Origin of the sequence: Acinetobacter towneri, assembly GCF_017498585.1 — a bacterium.
In the GTDB taxonomy this organism is placed as follows: domain Bacteria; phylum Pseudomonadota; class Gammaproteobacteria; order Pseudomonadales; family Moraxellaceae; genus Acinetobacter; species Acinetobacter towneri.
Window position 1 is genome coordinate 471,868 of sequence record NZ_CP071766.1, and the last position, 20,703, is coordinate 492,570.

The 20,703-nt window shown below is 43.0% G+C and carries 21 protein-coding genes and 1 pseudogene; 20 read left to right on the forward strand and 2 right to left on the reverse strand.

Features of this window, described 5'->3' with window-relative positions; all coding sequences use genetic code 11:
- Positions 1-64: 64 nt before the first annotated feature.
- On the forward strand, positions 65-721 hold the full coding sequence (locus J4G44_RS02300) for a TetR family transcriptional regulator (RefSeq protein ID WP_004974072.1): 657 nt from the start codon (positions 65-67) through the stop codon (positions 719-721).
- A gap of 114 nt (positions 722-835) precedes the next feature.
- On the opposite strand, the gene J4G44_RS02305 is transcribed toward J4G44_RS02300, so the two are convergent.
- The gene (locus J4G44_RS02305; RefSeq protein WP_004974070.1) at positions 836-1,456 is read right to left on the reverse strand and encodes a thiol:disulfide interchange protein DsbA/DsbL; all 621 of its coding nucleotides are present in this window, start codon (positions 1,454-1,456) and stop codon (positions 836-838) included.
- A 181-nt stretch (positions 1,457-1,637) separates the two neighbouring features.
- Between J4G44_RS02305 and ubiG the strand changes: the two genes are divergently transcribed.
- From ubiG to J4G44_RS02380, 15 genes and pseudogenes are all read left to right on the forward strand, one after another.
- Entirely contained in the window at positions 1,638-2,354 is a 717-nt protein-coding gene (gene ubiG, locus J4G44_RS02310) for a bifunctional 2-polyprenyl-6-hydroxyphenol methylase/3-demethylubiquinol 3-O-methyltransferase UbiG (protein WP_004974063.1), read from the forward strand.
- Entirely contained in the window at positions 2,351-3,058 is a 708-nt protein-coding gene (locus tag J4G44_RS02315) for an HAD family hydrolase (protein WP_131261238.1), read from the forward strand. The genes ubiG and J4G44_RS02315 overlap by 4 nt, the downstream gene beginning before the upstream one ends.
- Positions 3,059-3,139: 81 nt before the next feature.
- Complete coding sequence (locus J4G44_RS02320; protein ID WP_207973803.1) at positions 3,140-3,886, forward strand: YciK family oxidoreductase; 747 nt, start codon at positions 3,140-3,142, stop codon at positions 3,884-3,886.
- A 311-nt stretch (positions 3,887-4,197) separates the two neighbouring features.
- Positions 4,198-4,764, forward strand: a pseudogene (gene msuE, locus J4G44_RS02325) (FMN reductase); the annotation flags it as partial.
- Between the two features lie 327 nt (positions 4,765-5,091).
- Positions 5,092-5,511 (forward strand): hypothetical protein, encoded by a 420-nt coding sequence (locus J4G44_RS02330; RefSeq protein WP_178867025.1) that lies wholly within the window; start codon positions 5,092-5,094, stop codon positions 5,509-5,511.
- 138 nt (positions 5,512-5,649) lie between these two features.
- Entirely contained in the window at positions 5,650-5,805 is a 156-nt protein-coding gene (locus J4G44_RS02335) for a hypothetical protein (RefSeq protein WP_165492522.1), read from the forward strand.
- Positions 5,806-6,048: 243 nt separating this feature from the next.
- Positions 6,049-6,438: an RcnB family protein gene (locus J4G44_RS02340; protein ID WP_207973804.1), complete on the forward strand. Its 390-nt coding sequence runs from the start codon at positions 6,049-6,051 to the stop codon at positions 6,436-6,438.
- A 234-nt stretch (positions 6,439-6,672) separates the two neighbouring features.
- Positions 6,673-7,056 carry an RcnB family protein gene (locus tag J4G44_RS02345; protein WP_179990744.1) on the forward strand — a complete coding sequence of 128 codons (384 nt, stop codon included), beginning with the start codon at positions 6,673-6,675 and terminating at the stop codon, positions 7,054-7,056.
- 144 nt (positions 7,057-7,200) lie between these two features.
- Entirely contained in the window at positions 7,201-8,547 is a 1,347-nt protein-coding gene (gene argA, locus J4G44_RS02350; RefSeq protein ID WP_131261244.1) for an amino-acid N-acetyltransferase, read from the forward strand.
- 353 nt (positions 8,548-8,900) lie between these two features.
- Positions 8,901-9,884: a sulfonate ABC transporter substrate-binding protein gene (locus tag J4G44_RS02355; RefSeq protein WP_131261245.1), complete on the forward strand. Its 984-nt coding sequence runs from the start codon at positions 8,901-8,903 to the stop codon at positions 9,882-9,884.
- 23 nt (positions 9,885-9,907) lie between these two features.
- Complete coding sequence (locus J4G44_RS02360) at positions 9,908-10,903, forward strand: aliphatic sulfonate ABC transporter substrate-binding protein (RefSeq protein WP_179994345.1); 996 nt, start codon at positions 9,908-9,910, stop codon at positions 10,901-10,903.
- Between the two features lie 23 nt (positions 10,904-10,926).
- Entirely contained in the window at positions 10,927-12,105 is a 1,179-nt protein-coding gene (gene ssuD, locus J4G44_RS02365; RefSeq protein WP_131261247.1) for an FMNH2-dependent alkanesulfonate monooxygenase, read from the forward strand.
- Positions 12,102-12,917, forward strand: a complete 816-nt coding sequence (gene ssuC / locus J4G44_RS02370) for an aliphatic sulfonate ABC transporter permease SsuC (RefSeq protein WP_131261248.1) — start codon at positions 12,102-12,104, stop codon at positions 12,915-12,917. Before ssuD ends, ssuC begins: the two co-directional genes overlap by 4 nt.
- A 92-nt stretch (positions 12,918-13,009) precedes the next feature.
- The gene (locus J4G44_RS02375; protein WP_371971162.1) at positions 13,010-13,732 is read left to right on the forward strand and encodes an ABC transporter ATP-binding protein; all 723 of its coding nucleotides are present in this window, start codon (positions 13,010-13,012) and stop codon (positions 13,730-13,732) included.
- A gap of 357 nt (positions 13,733-14,089) precedes the next feature.
- On the forward strand, positions 14,090-14,767 hold the full coding sequence (locus J4G44_RS02380) for a TetR family transcriptional regulator C-terminal domain-containing protein (RefSeq protein WP_104852769.1): 678 nt from the start codon (positions 14,090-14,092) through the stop codon (positions 14,765-14,767).
- A gap of 80 nt (positions 14,768-14,847) precedes the next feature.
- Here the strand turns inward: J4G44_RS02380 and J4G44_RS02385 are convergent, their stop codons facing one another.
- On the reverse strand, positions 14,848-15,414 hold the full coding sequence (locus J4G44_RS02385; RefSeq protein WP_207973940.1) for a phosphorylase family protein: 567 nt from the start codon (positions 15,412-15,414) through the stop codon (positions 14,848-14,850).
- A 206-nt stretch (positions 15,415-15,620) separates the two neighbouring features.
- On the opposite strand from J4G44_RS02385, the gene ribF reads away from it, so the two are divergent.
- From ribF to J4G44_RS02405, 4 genes are all read left to right on the forward strand, one after another.
- Positions 15,621-16,622 carry a riboflavin biosynthesis protein RibF gene (gene ribF, locus J4G44_RS02390; RefSeq protein ID WP_179990748.1) on the forward strand — a complete coding sequence of 334 codons (1,002 nt, stop codon included), beginning with the start codon at positions 15,621-15,623 and terminating at the stop codon, positions 16,620-16,622.
- Between the two features lie 66 nt (positions 16,623-16,688).
- Entirely contained in the window at positions 16,689-19,535 is a 2,847-nt protein-coding gene (ileS, locus tag J4G44_RS02395; protein ID WP_179990749.1) for an isoleucine--tRNA ligase, read from the forward strand.
- Positions 19,528-20,067 carry a signal peptidase II gene (lspA, locus tag J4G44_RS02400; protein ID WP_004974039.1) on the forward strand — a complete coding sequence of 180 codons (540 nt, stop codon included), beginning with the start codon at positions 19,528-19,530 and terminating at the stop codon, positions 20,065-20,067. The genes ileS and lspA overlap by 8 nt, the downstream gene beginning before the upstream one ends.
- Entirely contained in the window at positions 20,060-20,542 is a 483-nt protein-coding gene (locus tag J4G44_RS02405; RefSeq protein WP_179990202.1) for an FKBP-type peptidyl-prolyl cis-trans isomerase, read from the forward strand. The genes lspA and J4G44_RS02405 overlap by 8 nt, the downstream gene beginning before the upstream one ends.
- The last annotated feature ends 161 nt before the right edge of the window (positions 20,543-20,703 follow it).

Genomic DNA, 20,703 nt, shown 5'->3' on the forward strand with positions numbered 1-20,703 from the left:
TAGTATTATCGTGAAACACAGGTTTTTGTTAGACTGCGCGGCACTGGCAGAATCAGGAAATACAATGTCGATTCGGGAAGAACGAAAACAACAAAGTCGTCAGGCAATTATGGATGCAGTGCTGCAACTCAGCAGCGCAGGACGTGCATTTAGCAGCATTAGCTTAAGAGAAATTTCACGACAGATTGGACTGGTGCCCACCGCATTTTATCGGCATTTTCAAGATATGGATGAGTTGGGGCTAGATTTGGTCGATCAAGTTGCCTTGCACATTAAAGGTATTTTGTATCAGTTGGGACAAGCTTATTTATACCAACCCGATGCACAGACCGAAAAGGCATTGACCCTATTTTTTAAATCTGTCGATCAACATCCACAACAATGGATTTTTTTAATTGCCGAACGCTGGGGCGGTTCGACCATTTTACGGCAAGCCATCGCCCGTGAAATTGATTTTTTAATTGAAGATTTAGCTAATGATTTACAACGGGTCGAAAGCGTACAACATTTTCAGCATGCTGAAGATTTTCACATTCTGGCCAATATTTTAATTAATTTATCGTTAAATTGGGCAATGAGCTGGATTGGTTTAGAACGCCAATTTGAAGCCGAAAAATTACCTGAACAACAGCAGCGTTTTATTCAACAAACCATTACTCAAGTACATTTATTATTTCGTGGCATTTGCCACTGGCAACGTCCGCAGCCTGTCGCAGATTAAACATACAACACACTTTTAACCTGCATTAAAAAAACCGCAATGACGTTGCAATCATTGCGGTTTTTAGCGATGCGCTGCTGATTCAGCCTTGCATCATCTTGTTATTGCATCTGCTTATTTCTTAGCTTTACGCTCTTGATCAACCAAGTAGTTCACTACTTGAATCACTTTGCCGTTATCGCCTTGAACGATATATTTACCATTCACCACCACCGCAGGTACACCTGTCAATTGGTACTGACGCGCCAATTGTTTAGCTTGTGAAATTTTAGAGGTGATCGCAAACGAGTTAAACATGCTGTTAAATTTCGCTTCAGGTACACCATATTTCACAAAGAATTTAGCTTGTGATTGTTGGTCAAAAATTTGCTGACCTTTGTCATGAATGGCATGGAAAAGTGGCAAGTGAGTTTTCTTGCGCACACCCAAAGCTTCAGACACATAATAACCACGTGCATTCATTTCCCAAACAGGATTCATGGCTGCAGGAGTACGCACAAAATTCACATCTTTAGGTAACTGGCGTAACCATGTTTGCATATATGGTTCTAAAGTAAAGCAGTGACCACAGCCATACCAAAAGAACTCACGCACTTCAATTTTACCTGGTACATCAACCTTACCCGGGTTGGCGACAACGCTATAATCTTTACCTGCTACAAAATTTGCCGCCATAGTGCTACCAGAAATAGCAAAGATGGCAGTTGCCAAACTACCTAAAAGGAATTTTTTCATTGCGTTTATAATCCTCTAAATCATTCTGTTTAGTGTATGGCAACACTATAAATCAATTATGCTGATTTCGTTTTCCTTCTGTGAACTTTTTTACAGCTTTTATCGCTTTTTTTAGAATTAACGCTACACTAGGGTTTATATCTATTTTTCCAATTATCACGACCCAATTGAGGTGGCACCCATGTCGCATTTGAATGTTGATCCACAAGAAATTGCCAAATTTGAAGCATTTGCAGCCATATGGTGGGATCAGCATTCCGAGTTTCGTCCCCTGCACATGATTAATCCACTGCGCTTAAACTGGATTGATGAGCACGCAGGCGGCTTGGCAGGCAAGAAAGTGCTAGACGTCGGCTGTGGTGGTGGTATTTTGGCAGAAAGCATGGCTCGTCGCGGTGCCAATGTGCTTGGAATTGATATGGGCGAAGCACCTTTAAACGTGGCACGCCTGCATGCAGAACAAGAAGGCGTACACAATATTGAATATCGCCAAATTCCTGTTGAGCAATTGGTAGATGAGCAAGCTGGTCAATACGATGTGGTGACTTGCATGGAAATGTTAGAGCACGTACCTGATCCGGCCTCGATTATTCAAGCCTGCCAAAAACTGGTCAAGCCGGGCGGTCATGTATTTTTCTCGACCATTAACCGCAACCCTAAATCATACCTATTTGCCATTATTGGGGCAGAATACGTGCTGCGCATGTTAGCCAAAGGCACACACGATTATCATAAATTTATTAAACCGTCTGAATTGGCACACGACATTCGCCAAGCGGGTTTAAAACTTAAAGATATGACGGGTTTACACTACAACCCACTGACTAAACGCTATTGGTTGGCACCTAATGTTGATGTGAACTACATGGTTTACACGGTCAATGAGGCAACAGAATGAAAGCCGTTTTATTCGACCTCGATGGCACCTTAATTGATACCGCTGCAGATTTTATTCGCATCATTCAAGACATGTGCCACGATAAAGGCTGTGAGATTGTGGCAGCAGAAGCCATTCGCACGCAGGTGTCTGAAGGTGCACGGGCTATGGTAAAACTGGTCTATCCAGAACTTGAAGTAGATGACCCTGTATTTCTTGCGCATCGACAACGCTTTTTAGACCTGTACGGCGCTGATATTGCGGTAGAAACCGATTTGTTCGAGGGCATGTATCCACTGCTCGAAGCTTTGGAACAGCATCAAATTCCGTGGGGAATTGTCACCAATAAACCGCGCTGGCTCAGTGAAGCCTTACTCAAGGCACTGAATTTAACTGACCGCTGTGCGGTTTTGGTCTGCCCTGAAGATGTCAGCCACACCAAACCTGACCCAGAACCCATGTATTTGGCAGCCAAACAGATTGAAATTGCCCCTGAAGATTGTATTTATGTGGGCGACCATCCACGTGATATTGATGCAGGCCGCAATGCCAATATGTACACCATTCTGGCCGCTTACGGTTATTTACCGTTACAACACAAAGATGACTTAACAGCGTGGCAAGCAGATTGTATAGTGGATTCAGTCGCTGAATTACATACGGTTTTAGACAAATTGGTGCTGCAAGCCGCAACATTATCAAGCAGCCTGAATGCCAATGCCTGAGTTGATTCTATAACACCTGTCAAAGCGCGAATATCACCTTTAAAACATGACCAATAAAAAATCAATATAGGAGGGATGACCATGAAATACTCAGAATATCAACCTCGCCCCGATCTGTTAAAAGATCGCATTATCCTCATTACCGGTGCGGGAGATGGTATTGGACGTGCCGCTGCCCTCAGTTATGCCCTGCATGGGGCCACTGTGGTATTGCATGGTCGTACCCTCAATAAACTTGAAGTCATTTATGATGAAATTGAAAGTTTAGGTGCACCACAACCTGCTATTTTACCGCTGCAACTGTCTAGCGCTTCGCCACGTGACTATGAGTTGCTGGTCGATACTCTAGAGAAACAATTCGGGCGTTTAGACGGTATTTTGCACAATGCGGGCATTTTAGGTGAACGCACCGAGCTGGCCAATTACCCTGCAGATGTCTGGGATGATGTCATGGCGGTAAATTTACGTGCGCCATTTGTACTCACTCAGGAATTATTACCACTTTTGGCAAAATCGGAACATCCTTCAGTCGTGTTTGCCAGTTCAGGTGTAGGTCGTGAAGCACGTGAACGCTGGGGGGCTTATTCAGTTTCTAAAATTGCGATTGAAGCAGTCAGCCAATTATTCGCCAAAGAGCAAGTTCACCCGAATATTCGCTACAACTGCATTAATCCAGGTGCGACCCGCACAGCCATGCGTGCCAAAGCCTATCCAGATGAAGATCCAAAAACCTTACCAACACCCGATGCAATCATGCCTGCCTATTTATATTTAATGGGCGATGACAGCTTACACATGAACGGTCAAAGTATTGATGCACAGGATTAATCCTGTGCGTCTGCTTCCCGTTTTTTATGACTATGCTTGTGCAAAAAATCGTCATTTTTCAGCTTTTTTAAATTGCTTGAATACGCATCACTTTTTTATATATATGCCATCTATAAACGAAAAACCTTATTTAGATAAAATATAAATATAAATTTTAACAACTTATGCTTTAGTTTTTAGCCCCAATCCATGCCTAGAGTGCATATCTAGAAATGAGATAACTTTACAGCTTTTGCTTATTTTACAGTGCACAGCCCAATCATGATTAATAGCGACATTCCAAATTAATTTATTTTTAGGTTGTTCAGCACATGTCATATTCTCAGCAAAAACCGCTCAATATTGTTGCCATTTCCGGGGGGCTCAATGCACCTTCTAAAACAGAAGCGCTGTTACAGACCCTAGTAGAGCGTTTGGCCAAAGCCATCCCGATTCAGGTACATTTCATTAAATTTAGTGAAATTGCGCCACTTTTAGGTGGTGCAATTTACCGCAATCAATTGCCTCAACAAGTGCAAGACGATTTAGCTACTGTAGAAAATGCAGATGCACTGATTGTAGGAACACCTGTCTATCGGGCTTCATTTACAGGTTTATTTAAACATTTCTTTGACTTTGTTGAACAAAATGCATTGATTGATGTGCCTGTATTATTGGCTGCGTCTGGTGGCAGCGAGCGACATGCACTGGTTTTAGAACATCAATTGCGCCCTTTATTCAGTTTTTTCCAAGCACAAACCTTGCCTATTGGTGTCTATGCCACAGACCGCGATTTTAGTCCTGAATATACCGTACAAAGTGAACTGCTTAATGAGCGAATCAATTTGGCCATTACCCGTGCAGTTCCAGTTTTGCAATGGGAAGCAGCCAAATCACAGTACACTATAGCCCAAACACAAGTGGCTTAATAACCACTACACATAGCACAGCTTGATCACAACCCACCCACACGGGATAGATATATGAAATACATTATCTATCCCACACATGACTTAGCCTTCATGCTGCCAGTGCTACAGCAAATTCAGATCAGCTTTCTTTTTTATGCAAGTTGCATATCATACTGCCAGTTTTCAGACCTTCATCTTGTGTAAAATAAGCACTTAAAGGCCACCGCAGTAATTGTCTGTATGCATCTTGCATAAACAGAATTCACTCGCTACGCTTCTGCCTTTCTATCCCACTCTTACGCTGCAGAGAACAACATGACTGAATTAAATAACATCACCGTAACCCCGCTAGAAGATGGCATGGTGTCTTTACTGATTGATGGTCAGCCTATTTCTGAAAAATACGGCATGAAGTTTGAAGCTAGCATCGTGGATGATATTCAAGCGCTCGACAACGGCCAAAAAATCAAATTGTTTGATCAGTTTGTGTTTTCACATACCGATCTCAATTTTGAACACGCTTACCACTATGTCACTGGCATTGAAAAGTTGGATGATCGCTATCACGTGGTTAAAAACTTTGTCTATCGTATTAAAATTGAAGGGCAACCTGAAATTGAACACGTGATTACAAAACAAGGTGCACCGATGACAGCTGAAGATGTACGTGAATTTATTAATGCACATATTCAAAAATCACTCACCGACTATACCGACTTAAACTACGCTTACTAAAATCCAGTGAAGCTACCAAACTCAGGGGCAATACATCAATCGATTTATTGGATTGAAATTATAAAACTAAACTGTTTTTCAAATTAATGTAAATCCTTTATTCTAAATCCATCTTCAACAGTATTGAGGTAGATTGCGATGACGGATATGAAACGAAAAACAGCCGTGATTCAAAGTATTGAAACTTTACAACTGAGCCAACATTTGATTGTTGCCTTAGATGACAAAGAAAAAGCCGAATGTGTAGCGAGCGCAGTGCAGTCTTTACAAGGTTTGGCAGATCAGTGGAACTGATGCATCCCATAGCAGCTCGCTGCTATGGTCATGCTCGATCTAAAATATAATACCCCAACCCCTTCCCCTATATTTTCTGCATGCACATACATTCAAAATGCTTTTTTTGTCGCATAATAGAATAGACTCTATACTGTAGCATCAGGCTTTATTTAAAAAATTCAGGTGCTTTCTTCATAGTTTCTCTGCATTTAATGGCTAAAGTATGAACTGTGAAATAGAGATGAGAAATGAGGGGTTTACATGAAAAAGATTTTGACAGTTCTGGCAATGTCTTTCAGTGCTTTACTTGGCAGTAATTTAGCAACTGCTGCTCCTCAATTTGATCGGGATGATGCGGAACACCCGCGTTATCAGGCACAAAATAAACGTGAATTTCGTGCCAATATGGAAGAGCGTGTACAAGATAAGCGTCGTATGCGTGAAGAACGTGGTGTAAAACGCTTGCAGCAACATAAGTGGCAAACGGGCTATGTCATGCCGCAGCACTATCGTGGTAATGGCTATAAGGTCGATTATCAAGATCACGACTTGCCTAGACCTGAACGTAAGCAACAATGGTATAAAATCAACCAAGACTACATTTTGGTCGATGTCGAAAATCACCAGATTTTGCGTATCGCAGGTTTATAGACCTACTGCTGTACATACACAAGCTCTAAATCCATAGCCCAAAGTCCACTTTGGGCTTTTTTATAGGATGATGCTCACACTCATCTTATTGTTGTGAAATATCCCGCTCGAGCTCTCCTTGTTTTCTCCATAAAATTCACAATTCAGCCAACTATCCACCATCGTTTATCTTGAGTTCTGCATTAATTTGAATGCATCAACTCAACATTCAAAAGAAACCGAAGGTGAACATTCATGAAAAAAGCGCTCAGCATTCTTGCCCTGTCTGTAACGGCCATCCTGACAACTTCTGCAATGGCTGCACCAGACCACCGTTATGATGACCGTCGCCATCAAGCAAATGCCACTTATAAACATCACAGCAACCACTGGGACAATCAACGTCAGCATACGCAATGGGAGCAAAAACGTTATAATCAGAAACGTGTGAATCCAAGCCGTGACTGGCGTGTAGGTCAAAACTTCCCACGTGGCTATGAAATTTCACGCAATAAAGTCAGTGACCGTGAAGCACGTCGTTTACCCAATACAGGTCGTTACCAACAATGGTACAAAATCAATGGTGACTATGTCCTGATCAATGAACGCACGCATCGTATCATTCGCATTATTGGCTAAAAGCATATTTCAGCCTCAACGATGAGTTCGCATATTCCCAACACCTGAATCACCATTCAGGTGTTTTTTTATATTTAGACTTCCGCTACAGATTTTTTTGATTAGAATCAAAGACAGCACTCGATCATTGAAATAGGCCAGCGCATGACTTCAGCAGAAAACCCTCACAGCACAACCTTACAATATGTGCATTGGTTTCGACATTCTGCGCCTTATATCAATGCCCATCGCAATAAAACCTTCGTGATCATGTTCGATGGCGAAGCGGTGCTGCATGAAAATTTTCAGCATATTATTCACGATATTGCCCTGCTGCATTCGCTGGGAATTCGTCTGATTTTGGTCCACGGCGCACGTCCACAAATTAATCAAAATCTGAAATTCAGCCAAATTGACACCCCTTTTCATTTGCAACGTCGTGTCACCACACGTGAGTCATTATCCTGTGTGATGAATGCGGTGGGTTCAATTCGTCTGCAAATTGAAGCCTTATTGTCGATGGGGCTGGCCAACTCTCCCATGTATGGCGCACGTATCGATGTGGTGTCGGGTAACTTCATTACCGCCAAACCGTATGGCATCCGTGATGGGGTCGATTACCAACTCACAGGTGAAGTCCGCAGTGTCGATACCGATGCCATTCAGCGCCATTTAGAAAACCACAATATTGTGTTGTTAGGGCCTACAGGCTATTCCAGCACAGGTGAAGTGTTTAATCTTTTGGCAGAAGAAGTCGCCACCAAAACTGCCATTCATTTAAAAGCTGATAAGCTCATTTTCTTAGGCGAACAGCACGGATTAGTGAATACCGAAAGGCAATTGCAACGTGAAATTCACCCACAACACTTAAATCAATATATTCAGGCTGCGCAACAGCATCATCCTGAATTGGCACTACACTTAAATGCAGCACAAGAGGCTTCGCTCAACGGCGTGCATCGTGTACATCTGATTTCTTATGCTTATGATGGTGCATTATTAGAAGAGCTATTTACCCGCGATGGTTCAGGCACGATGGTCAGTGATGCACATTATGAAGAAGTACGTACAGCCAATATTCAAGATGTTGGCGGTCTGATTCGACTATTACGCCCTTTAGAAGAAGAAGGTGTATTGGTGTATCGCTCACGTGAACGTCTGGAAAATGAAATTGGGCAATTTGCAGTGATTGAGCGAGATGGCATGATTCTAGCCTGTGCAGCACTCTACCCTATTCCTACCACAGGCAATGAATTAAGGTCTGCTGAAATTGCCTGCGTGGCCGTGCATCCTGCTTATCGTAAATCGAACCGTGGCCGCCAAATTCTGGATTATTTAGAAGATAAAGCCAAAGCCATGGGTATTCAGCAGTTGTTTATTTTGACTACCCGCACCGCACATTGGTTTTTAGAACAAGGCTTTTCCCCTGCCAGTGTCGATGAACTGCCCGATGCCCGTCAGGCCTTATATAACTATCAACGCAACTCCATTGTTTGCAAAAAGTCACTATAAAGTGACTTTTTGCCTGTAGGCGATATAGCTCAATTTTGCATAAGCTTATGCAACCAGTTCAAAAAAATACTTCTATTTTGAAAACAAAGCCTTAGCTGTAAATTCACTATATTTATCTCTCAACTTCAATAATAAAAATAAGCAATAAAAATCATAAACTTAAAAATAAATACTGCTGACTATCCTCCTACAATTTGTGCAGTTTTAAACATAAGGTTTGCACTTTTTTATTTATCTCAATTTCTGCTTAGAAATTTCCAATTTATTATTTTTTTCAAAAAACAAACCTGTTTAGCGTATGTGTCATCCAGCCCGCTACACCCGTTGGGGTTTATTTTCAGGAGCACATTTGCATGTACCCAATTTCGACATCTTTTTGGAAAAAAACGATTTTTACATCTACGGCTTGGGTCGGAATCATGCTGCTCTCAGGCTGTACTCCAAACCAAGCTGCCAATCAAATCACCTTAAATATTGGCTATCAAAAATACGGTATTTTGCCAATTGTCAAAGAACGTGCCGTACTAGAAAATGCCCTTAAAAATCAGAACGTCAAAATTAATTGGGTAGAATTTCCTGCAGGCCCTCAGCTCTTAGAAGGCTTAAATGTCGGCAGTGTGGTTTTTGGGGAAGCGGGGGAAGCACCGCCTATTTTTGCACAAGCAGCACAAGCCAACTTGGTCTACGTGGCTAATCAACCTGCTGCACCTTTGGCTGAAGCGCTAATAGTACCCAAAAATTCAAACCTTCAGTCTGTCCAAGATTTAAAAGGCAAACGTATTGCACTCAATAAAGGTTCCAATGTGCATTATCTGCTGTTAAAAGTTTTGCAAGCGCATCAGCTCAAACTTGAAGATATTCATGTGGTGTATTTACCCCCTGCCGATGCCCGCGCTGCATTTGAGCGTGGTGCTGTCGATGCATGGGTCATTTGGGATCCGTTCTTTGCTGCGGCAGAACAACAGCTCGGTGCACGTATTCTGGCCACAGGGCAAAACTTGGTGAGCAATCATCAGTTTTATTTGGCAGATCGTCAATTTTCCGAAGCCCATCCTGAATTGTTAAACACAGTGGTGCAGCAACTGAATACCACCACACAGTGGATTCAGCAACATCCTCAACAGGCGGCACAACTCTTAGAAAAACCAACGGGTTTATCGGTCGATATTTTGAGTCGTTCTATTGCCCGCATGGGTTTTGGTGTGCAAAACATTTCTGCGCAAGTGGTTCAACAACAACAGCAAGTTGCAGATGCCTTCTATCAACAAAAGTTAATTCCACAAAAAATTGACATTCAAGCTGCAATTTTAAAACCCACAACAAGCACATCGCCATAAAACAAAAAATCAGGACAGTTTCAATGAAAGCGCTACAAACATTCACATTATTCAGTTTAGGTCTATTCAGTCTAGGCTTCACAGGCTGTGAAAAAATTTCAGCCAATGCTGATTCAGCAAAAAGTTCTGCTGCCCCTCTACAACATCTCAGCATTGGTTACCAAAAGTCTGCTTTAAATTTACTGGTTGCTCGTCAGCAAAAGTTATTTGAGCAGCAGCTGCCCAATGTCAAAGTTGACTGGAAAGAGTTTCCTGCTGGCCCACAAATGCTAGAAGCCTTAGCGGTGGGTGCTGTAGATTTTGGCTACGTGGGCAACACCCCGCCTATTTTTGCCCAAGCTGCAGGCAAAGATATTCGCTATGTCGGTTATGAAGTGGTGACCCCAAATTCACAGGCTTTGGTCGTTCCATCAGGCAGCCCGATTCAATCGTTGCAAGATTTAAAAGGCAAACGCATTGCCGTGCAAAAAGGCTCTAGTGCGCATGAATTATTGGGCAAAGTATTAAAGCAAGCCCAGCTAAGCTGGAAAGACATTCAACCTATTTGGCTTGCGCCTGCAGAAGCTCGTGCAGCATTTGATAAAAACAGCATTGATGCTTGGGTCATTTGGGATCCATTTTTAAGTGCTGCCAAGCTCGATGCGCAAGCACAGGTCTTGATTGATGGCACAGCATTCCCAAAAAGTTATGCCTTCTATATTGGTAATCCTAAGTTTATACAACAGCACCCTCACGCGGTCAGCAAGGTTTTAGCTAGCTTGAATGCTGCAGATCAATGGATTCTTCAGCATCAAGATCAGGCTTTGTCTATTTACACCCAAAGTACAGGTTTAGCACCACATATTGCCACACCCGTATTTCAGCAACGCTTAAAACCATCTCCAATTTACCCGCTGAACAATCAGGTCATTCAATCACAACAACACATTGCCAACAGCTTTCAGCAAGACCAACTGATTCCGCAGTCTATCAAAATTCAAAGTGTGGTTTGGAAAGACCAGCACAGCATTACACCTTAAACATACACAACAAGGATATTAAGATGAAAATTTTTTGGTTTATTCCTACCCACGGTGACAGTCGTTATTTAGGTACCAACAAGGGCGCTCGCCAAGTTGATCATGCCTATATGAAACAAATCGCACTGACTGTTGAACATTTGGGTTATGAAGGGGTTTTAATTCCTACAGGCCGTTCTTGTGAAGATCCGTGGATTACTGCAGCCAGTCTGATTGACGCCACACAAAAGCTCAAATTTTTGGTGGCATTACGTCCAGGTATTACCACACCTGCGTTGGCGGCACGCATGGCTGCAACCTTTGACCGACTATCACATGGTCGTCTTTTACTGAATTTGGTCACAGGTGGCGATGAACAAGAGCTCAAAGGTGATGGGCTCTATGAAGATCACAGCACCCGTTATCAAACTGCGGCAGAATACACCCACATTTGGCGTGAAATTTTAAGCCGTTCACATTCAGGTGAGTCGTTCAGTTTTCATGGCAAACGCTTACAGGTTGATGATGCTAAATTGCTATATCCACCTGTACAACATCCACATCCGCCACTATGGTTTGGTGGTTCCTCTGAAGCAGCCATTGAGCTGGCCAGCGAACAGGTGGATACCTATTTAACCTGGGGTGAACCACCTGCTGCAGTCAAAGAAAAACTTGAACTATTAAAAGCCAAAGCAGCTGCTAAAGGACGCAGTTTAAATTACGGCATTCGCTTGCATGTGATTGTTCGTGAAACCAATGCCGAAGCATGGCAAGCAGCAGAAGACCTGATTCAATATGTAGATGATGCCACCATTGCCTCAGCACAGGCTAAGTTCCAAGCCATGGACTCGGTTGGACAACGTCGCATGGCGGCATTGCATCAAGGGAATCGTAGCCAGCTGGAAGTATCGCCTAACCTGTGGGCAGGTGTTGGTTTGGTCCGTGGTGGTGCAGGAACGGCCTTGGTAGGCGACCCTGAAACGGTGGCAGCTCGCATTCAGGAATATGCAGACTTAGGCATCAGTACCTTTATTTTCTCTGGTTATCCGCATTTGGAAGAGTCTATTCGCTTTGCTGAGTTGGTTTTCCCACTGTTACCACTGGAAACCCAAAAGAAACTGGCTCAACCTAATTTAACTGGTCCTTTTGGTGAAATTGTAGCAAATCAATATGTACCTGCTGCTCATACATCTGCACAGCGTAAACTGGAGCAAGTCGAATGAGTCAGCAAATACCCTCAAGTTTAGGCAAAGCGCAAAAGGTTTCACGTGGAACATTGATTGGACAACAACTGCTGCCGTGGTTGTTCCCCATCGCTTTAATTGCCTTGTGGCAACTGGCCTCAAGCACAGGCCTTTTGCAAAGCCGCATTTTACCCGCACCAAGTGCAGTACTCAGTGCCTTTTGGACGTTACTTAGCAGTGGTGAATTAGCGCAACACGTTCAAGTCAGTGCAGGGCGTGCCCTGCTAGGCTTGCTGATTGGTGGTGGATTAGGACTGCTGTTAGGCTTACTCAACGGCTCATCTAAAACAGCCTCGACGCTGCTTGACACCACCTTACAAATGATTCGCAACATTCCTGCACTGGCACTGATTCCACTGGTGATTTTATGGTTTGGTATTGATGAAACAGCCAAATTATTTTTAGTTGCTGTGGGGGTGTTTTTCCCAGTCTATATCAACACCTACCACGGAATTCGTTCTGTAGATTCACAGTTGCTGGAAATGGGTAAAAGTTATGGGCTCACCCGCTGGCAATTGTATAAAGACATTATTTTACCCGGGGCGATGCCGTCTATTTTAGTCGGTTTACGTTTTTCGCTTGGTTTGGTGTGGGTTCTGTTAATTGTGGCAGAAACAATTTCTGCTCAGGCAGGCATTGGCTATATGACCATGAATGCACGCGAATTCCTACAAACCGATATTGTACTGGTGGGTATTTTACTTTACGCCCTGCTGGGTAAACTGGCCGATGTGTTCGCGGTACTGTTAGAAAAGTATTTACTACGCTGGCATCCAGCCTATCAAAAATAAGGATTATCCCCATGACAGATTTAAGCTTGGGACGTCATGTACACAGCACAGACCTCCCTCACCAATCTCCAACTGCGCAGTACAACAATACAATGGGTGCAGAAATTCTCATTGAACAACTGCACAAGTTTTATGGTTCAGTTCAGGTTTTAACCGACTTAAATTTGCATATTCAGCCTGGTGAGTTTCTGGCAATTGTTGGACGCAGTGGCTGTGGTAAAAGTACCTTGCTGCGTCTAATAGCCGATCTTGAACAAGCCAGCTATGGTTCCATTCAATTTAAGTCAGCACGACATATTCGAGAAGGCATTACATCCGATGATATACGGGTCATGTTCCAAGACCCTCGCCTATTGCCTTGGCGTAATATCCAACAGAACGTACAACTGGGTTTGGCCAACGCTCAACATGCAGAAGCCGCCAACTTACTTGAAAAGGTCGGTCTGCAAGCGAAGGCCGATTTATGGCCAAGCCAACTTTCAGGAGGACAACGTCAACGTGTGGCTTTAGCACGTGCTCTGTCACATCGACCACGCATTTTATTGCTTGATGAACCCTTAGGCGCATTAGATGCCCTGACACGTTTAGAAATGCAGAACCTGATAGAGCAACTTTGGCTCGAACAAGGTTTCACCGCCATTTTAGTCACGCACGATGTCAGTGAAGCCGTACAACTGGCTGATCGGATTATTTTGCTCGATCAGGGACGTATTGCCCAACAGTTTCAGGTGCCACTGGCACGACCACGCCAAAAAAGTGTGCAATTTGCCACATTAGAACAACAGGTCTTAAGTGCAGTATTGGCAACTGAATAATCTTGACGCTAACAATGGGCTAGATTCTCCCATTGTTAGGGCAATACAAATGCTCATCTATTCCTCTTGATTAAGGCACTCGATTCATTCTTTAATTTTTTTAAACAAACCCAAGCTTAAGCACCGTAAAACTTCACTTTTACCATTTATAAATAAAATCAACAAACGCTAATCATTTAGTCAAAAAATACATGAGCAAATATACTCCCCAACCCTAATTGGTTTTTTGACTGATTGCATAGCTAAACTACAGAATAAATTATAAATATTTTAAAAATACATCTTTTAATGATGCACAAGACTGACGATTTGCCGTACAATTAATAATTCCCTTTTTTCATTGTTTTAAAATTACGAATGGAACAAAAAAAGAGTACACAAAAACGCCATCAGCTTCTCAATGCTGCACTCGACGTATTTTCCTTATACGGGTTTAGCGGTGCAAGTTTGGATGAAATCGCACAAATTGCAGAAATGCATAAGTCGAATATTTTCTATTATTATGAAAATAAAGAGGCGCTCTATGTTGAAGTACTGACCACAGTACTACAAAAATGGCTTGCGCCTTTACAAATGCTTGAAGCCGAACTTGAGCCAGAAGAAGCGATTACCAATTATCTGTTACAGAAAATTGAGGTTTCCCGTACTCAACCGAAAGCATCACGTCTATTTGCTTTAGAAGTGATTCAAGGTGCGCCACATATTCAGGAAATTTTAAAAGGTCCTCTGAAAAAACTGGTAAAACGCAAAGCCAAAGTCATTACCATGTGGCAAGAACAAGGCAAACTGTCGAAACAGATTGACCCTGAACTGCTCATTTTGAATATTTGGGCCATTACCCAAAACTATGCTGACTTTGCCACACAAATGGAAATGGTCACAGGTAAAACCTTGCGTAACCGCAGTATGCTGCAACGCGTTTTACAACACACGGTTCACATGATGTTGTACGGTATTGTGCCTCGTCAGGACGAAATCAATGCTACAGAAGCAACTGTTGTCACGGCTGAACCAGCACAGGAAGCGCAAGAATAATCGCGCCAACCTGAACAAATATCCGAATTTAGCTCACGACCCTAGTTTTTACTCGGGTCGTGGCGTTTTGGGCAACTGTATTACTTAACACTTTGATATAACGATAATAATTTTTGTGCGCCTAGCAACAAGTTTTCTTCCCAGTCTAAATGTGCCGTATCATTGGCACCATCGGTAATATATTTGACCGACAACATGCGCACGCCTAGTTTTTTACAGACTTTGGCAATCGCATAGCCTTCCATATCGACCAGCTGACACGGCACTTTCGATGTCCCCGTTTCAAAGCTATCGCCTGTACCGCAAATTCCGTTAGGTAAATGCTCAAAATAGCGTTCCAGCTCAATTTCTGCAGGATGCTCCTGATCCATAGGCGTGACCCCCACCTGAAAACCCAACGGAGAAACATCCATATCGCGCTGCACAAACTGACTCACTTCCACCAAAGCATGCGCATCAAAATGGGAGCTGCCCGCAGTGCCTAAATTGAGCAAGGTTTTACAGCCTGTTTTCTGAATCACTTCAAAGGCTTTAAATGCGGCATTCACTTTACCAATGCCACTGTAATGCACCTGAATCCCAGCTTGCTCAAACAAGCCTTTAGACTCACTGGGCAATGCCATAATTAAAGCAAAATCAGAATTCATAGCCATCTACTCGTGCAGTTCATTAAAACCGCCCCATTAGAAAAGAAATTTGAATGCGGTGCAAACCCGATTGCGATTTGCAGATTAAATTGTCGGATTTTGCCTGATTTTTCGATAATTTTTCAGGTTAAAAACACAACAACAAGACGAAAGCGCGAGAATATGGCAATATATAGCTCTTACAAATTTTCAACTTTCATTCGACCATGCAGCTGCTCCGCCTGAATGCTTTATCTTCTACCACCGACTTAGCTCAAACTGCCGTGACCATTGGCAATTTTGATGGCGTGCATGTCGGTCATCAGGCGATGATTCAACAACTCAAAGCAGTGGCTGCCGCACAACAACTAAAAACGGTAGTGATGCTATTTGAACCACAACCACTGGAATTTTTTAAAGGTTATGATGCCCCGCCACGTATCAGTTCTTTGCGGGAAAAAGTCGAATATCTGACTGAATTGGGCATCGACTATATTGCCGTGGCCAAGTTTGACAATCACTTCCGTAGTTTAAGTGCCGAAGCCTTTGCCCACCTTTTAAAAAATAGCTTAAATGCCACACATTTAGTTTTGGGTGATGATTTTCATTTTGGCAAAAACCGTCAAGGCAATAGCGAATTTTTACGCAACTATGGCTTTCAGGTCACCAATTTAAACACCATTGAACTGAATGGTGAGCGTGTTAGCTCAACTCGTATTCGTCAAACTTTACAAGCAGGTGATTTGGCACTGGCAGCCAAACTGCTTGGACGCCCATATAGCATTACAGGGCGCGTCCAATATGGCGATCAAATTGGTCGCACACTTGATTTTCCAACCATTAATGTACGCTTAAACCGCCATAAACCCTGCTTAAATGGCATTTATGGCGTTGAAGTGGTCTGCGAAACCACCTCCTTAACCGACACAGTCAGCAATGCACATCCTAGCAAAACAGGTGTTGCAGGCTACAGCCCAAACAGTTTATTTGGTGCAGGGCATGTCGGAACTCGTCCTGCCATCAAGCAAGAACATCCCGAATGGCGATTAGAAGTACATTTCCCCAATGTTTCTGCTAATCTGTATGGCTTGTTAATGCGGGTCACGTTTTTAAACTATTTACATGGCGAAAAAAACTACCCTTCGCTTGAAGCACTTAAAGCGGGAATTGATGATGATGTTGAAAAACTTCTTGAATTTCGACAAGATCATCCAAATTTCCCTTTTTAATTTACCCTAAATATTTAATGTAAAACGCGTCAGTCCATGGGCTGATTCAACTGGAAGACAACTTGCATGAGCGATAAGCAAACTCCTGAAAATGCAGTGGATTATAAAGCCACGCTAAACCTCCCAGGTACTGAATTTGCAATGAAAGCAAATCTCGCAGTACGTGAAGCGAAATGGTTAGAAGAGTGGTATGCCGACAACATTTATCAGCAGATTCGTGCATCGCGTATTGGCAAGAAAAAATATGTGCTTCACGATGGCCCTCCGTATGCCAATGGTCAAATTCACTTGGGTCACGCGGTCAATAAAGTCCTGAAAGACATTATTATTAAAAGCCGTGTCATGGATGGTTTTGACGCACCCTACGTTCCGGGTTGGGACTGTCACGGTTTACCAATTGAACTTAAAGTAGAAGAAAAAGTGGGTAAGGTGGGTGTAAAAGTCGATGCTTCGACTTTCCGTAAAGCCTGTCGCGAATATGCTTACACCCAAGTCGAATTACAGAAAAAAGACTTCGTGCGTATGGGTGTATTTGGTGATTGGGACAATCCTTACCTCACCATGAACTTCAAGCAAGAAGCCGATATCGTGCGTTCATTGGGTGCAATTGCCAAAGCAGGTCATATTGAACCGGGTCTTAAACCTGTGAACTGGTGTTTGGACTGTGGTTCTGCATTGGCAGAAGCCGAAGTTGAATATGAAGATAAAAAATCCGATGCAATTGATGTCGGTTTTGCTGTGGTCGATTTAGCCGATTTATCTGCACGTTTGGATGTGCAAGTGAATGATGCCACTGACATCGTCATTTGGACGACTACACCGTGGACTTTACCTGCGAACCAAGCCGTTGCATTACATGCCGAAATTGAATACCAATTGGTGAAGGCACGTGCCGATGAAAAAGCACCACAAAACTTTATTTTGGCCAAAGAATTGGTACTGTCAGCAACTGAACGCTATGGCTTTAGCAGCTATGAAGTATTGGCTGACTTCACAGGTGACAAACTCGAAAACCTGATCTTACAACATCCACTGATTCAAGCACGCCAAGTACCTGTGATTTTAGGTGAACACGTGACCGCAACAAGCGGTACAGGTGCAGTACATACCGCGCCTGGACATGGTGTGGACGACTATAAAGTTGGCTTACAATACAACCTAAAAGTTGACAATCCTGTCGGTGGCAATGGCGTATATTTACCTACTGCACCAATCTTTGCAGGCGAACACATCTACAAAGCCAATCCACAAATTATTGCGACTTTGGCAGAAAACAATAAGCTGTGGGCACATCACCCAATCAAACACAGCTATCCGCACTGCTGGCGTCATAAAACTCCAATTATTTTCCGCGCTACACCACAATGGTTTATCAGCATGGATGCCAAAGGTTTACGTCAAGGCGCACTGAATGCGATTGAAAATGACATCAGCTTTGTACCTGATTGGGGTAAAAACCGTATCCAAGCGATGATTGAAGGTCGCCCAGACTGGTGTATTTCACGTCAACGTACTTGGGGCGTGCCAATTCCATTCTTTGTACATAAAGACACCAACGAATTGCACCCACGCACACCTGAATTGATCGAAGAAGTTGCGAAACTGATCGAACAAGAAGGGATTGATGGCTGGTACAACCGTGAAGCCAAAGACTTCATTGGCGAGGATGCCGAGCACTACAATGCAGTACGCGACACCTTAGACGTTTGGTTCGACTCAGGTACGACGCATTATGCAGTTCTACGTGAGCGTGAAGAGTTACAAGACCCAGCCGATTTATATCTTGAAGGTTCAGACCAACACCGTGGCTGGTTCCAGTCTTCATTGCTCACCTCAATTGCGATCAATGAACGCGCACCATACAAAGGCTTGTTAACCCACGGCTTTGTAGTGGATGAAAAAGGTCGCAAAATGTCGAAATCGTTGGGTAACATCATTACTCCACAAGACATTATTAAAGACATGGGTGCAGACGGCTTACGCTTCTGGATTGCATCGGCAGATTACCGCTATGAAATGACCGCAGGTAAGGAAATCTTTAGCCGTGCCTCTGACGGTTATCGTCGTATCCGTAATACTTTGCGTTTCTTGTTGGCTAACTTAAATGGTTTCAAACCCGCTACAGATGCTCTGCCTGTAGATCAGTTGATTGCACTGGATCAATACATCCTGCAACGTGCCGCAGAAGTACAGAAAACCATTCAGCAAGCCTATGAAGATATGAACTTCCATATCGTGACCAGCGCACTGACCAACTTCTGTATTAATGACTTGGGTGGTTTCTACCTCGATATCATCAAAGACCGTCAGTACACCACCAAAGCAGACTCGCAAGCACGTCATTCTGCACAAACTGCTTTGTATCACTTGGTTCAGGCTTTCGTTCGTTGGATGGCGCCAATCTTAAGCTTTACTGCACAAGAAGCATGGCCGCTAATTCCTGAGCAATCAGAAAAATATGTCTTCACTGCAGAATGGTATGACATTCCAGTGGCTTCTGAAGCTAACATCTTGGCAGAAGCGGAATGGCAAACCCTGATTGCAGTGAAATCTGCCGTCAATAAATTCATTGAAGCAGCACGTACCGCCAAAACAGTCGGTTCCAACTTATCTGCTAAAGTTGAACTTTGGGCGAATGACGAACTCAAAGCCGTATTGGATAAACTAGGCGATGAGCTGCGTTTTGTCCTCATTACCTCACAAGTAATTGTGAATGGCTTTGATGCTGCACAAGGTGAAGCCTCTGATTTAGACGGCTTGAACGTGAAAGTTTCTGCAGCAGATGGCGAAAAATGCGTACGTTGCTGGCATGTACTTCCTGATGTGAATACACATTCTGCACACCCAGGTTTATGCTCACGTTGTATTATCAACCTTCCAACAGGTCAAGGCGAAGAGAGAAAATATGCCTAATCCACAACACAAAAAGGGCTTATTCCAGTTCTATCCACATAATTTATGGTGGGTGGGCTTGTCCATTGTCGCGATTATTCTCGACCAATGGACCAAATGGATTGCAGTATCGCATCTGAATTACGCAGATCCAGTGCCTGTATTGCCCTTTTTGAATTGGACTTTACTGCATAACTATGGCGCTGCCTTTAGTTTCTTGTCCGATGCAGGTGGATGGCAACGTTATTTCTTTACCTCACTGGCAGGTTTAGTGTCTGTAATTTTTGTATTTTGGCTAATGCGTATGCCAAAAAATGTCATCGTACTGCCTTTGGCGATTGCCTTGATTTTAGGCGGTGCGATTGGGAATTTAATTGATCGGGTCAGTCTTGGCTACGTGGTCGATTTTATTCACGTGTACTACAACAACAGCCACTTCCCTGCCTTTAATATTGCAGACAGTGCCATCACACTTGGCACCATTCTGCTGTTAATTGATACGTTTTTCCTAGAAAAGCACCGAATTGAACGAGCGCAGGCGCAACATGACTGAAATTATTAATCCAAATGATGAAACTCGTATTGAAGATGGCTCAAAAGTCGAATTGCACTTTTCTGTCGCCATTGAAAATGGTGTAGAAATTGACAACACCCGTAGCCGCGCTGAACCTGTAAGTTTGGTCATGGGCGATGGCAGCCTATTACCTGGTTTTGAAAAGTCATTATTTGGTTTACGTGCAGGTGACCGTCGTACCGTGAGTCTTCCACCTGAAGAAGCATTTGGTCCATGGAATCCTGAAAACGTACAAACTTTTGATACGGTTAAATTTGAGCAACGTCCAGTTGAAGGACACATGATTGAGTTTGAAGATAAAGCCAAACAAAGCCTCTATGGCGTGGTGAAATCTGTCAACGATGATGTGACTGAAGTAGACTTTAACCACCCTTTAGCGGGTAAAAATATTACCTTTGAAGTTGAAATCTTTAGAGTGACCCCAGCAGGACAACAAGGTATTAAGTTGATGTAATCAATTTGCATACTTACTGCATCTTTCTGCTGTTCAAATCTCCCAAGTACAAGAAAATGAATTTGGGAGATTTTTTATTGAATAAGATAATTATTAAATATAATCAAACACTTAAAATTAAATAAATCCAGTTTATTGATCTATATTTTACCGATATATCG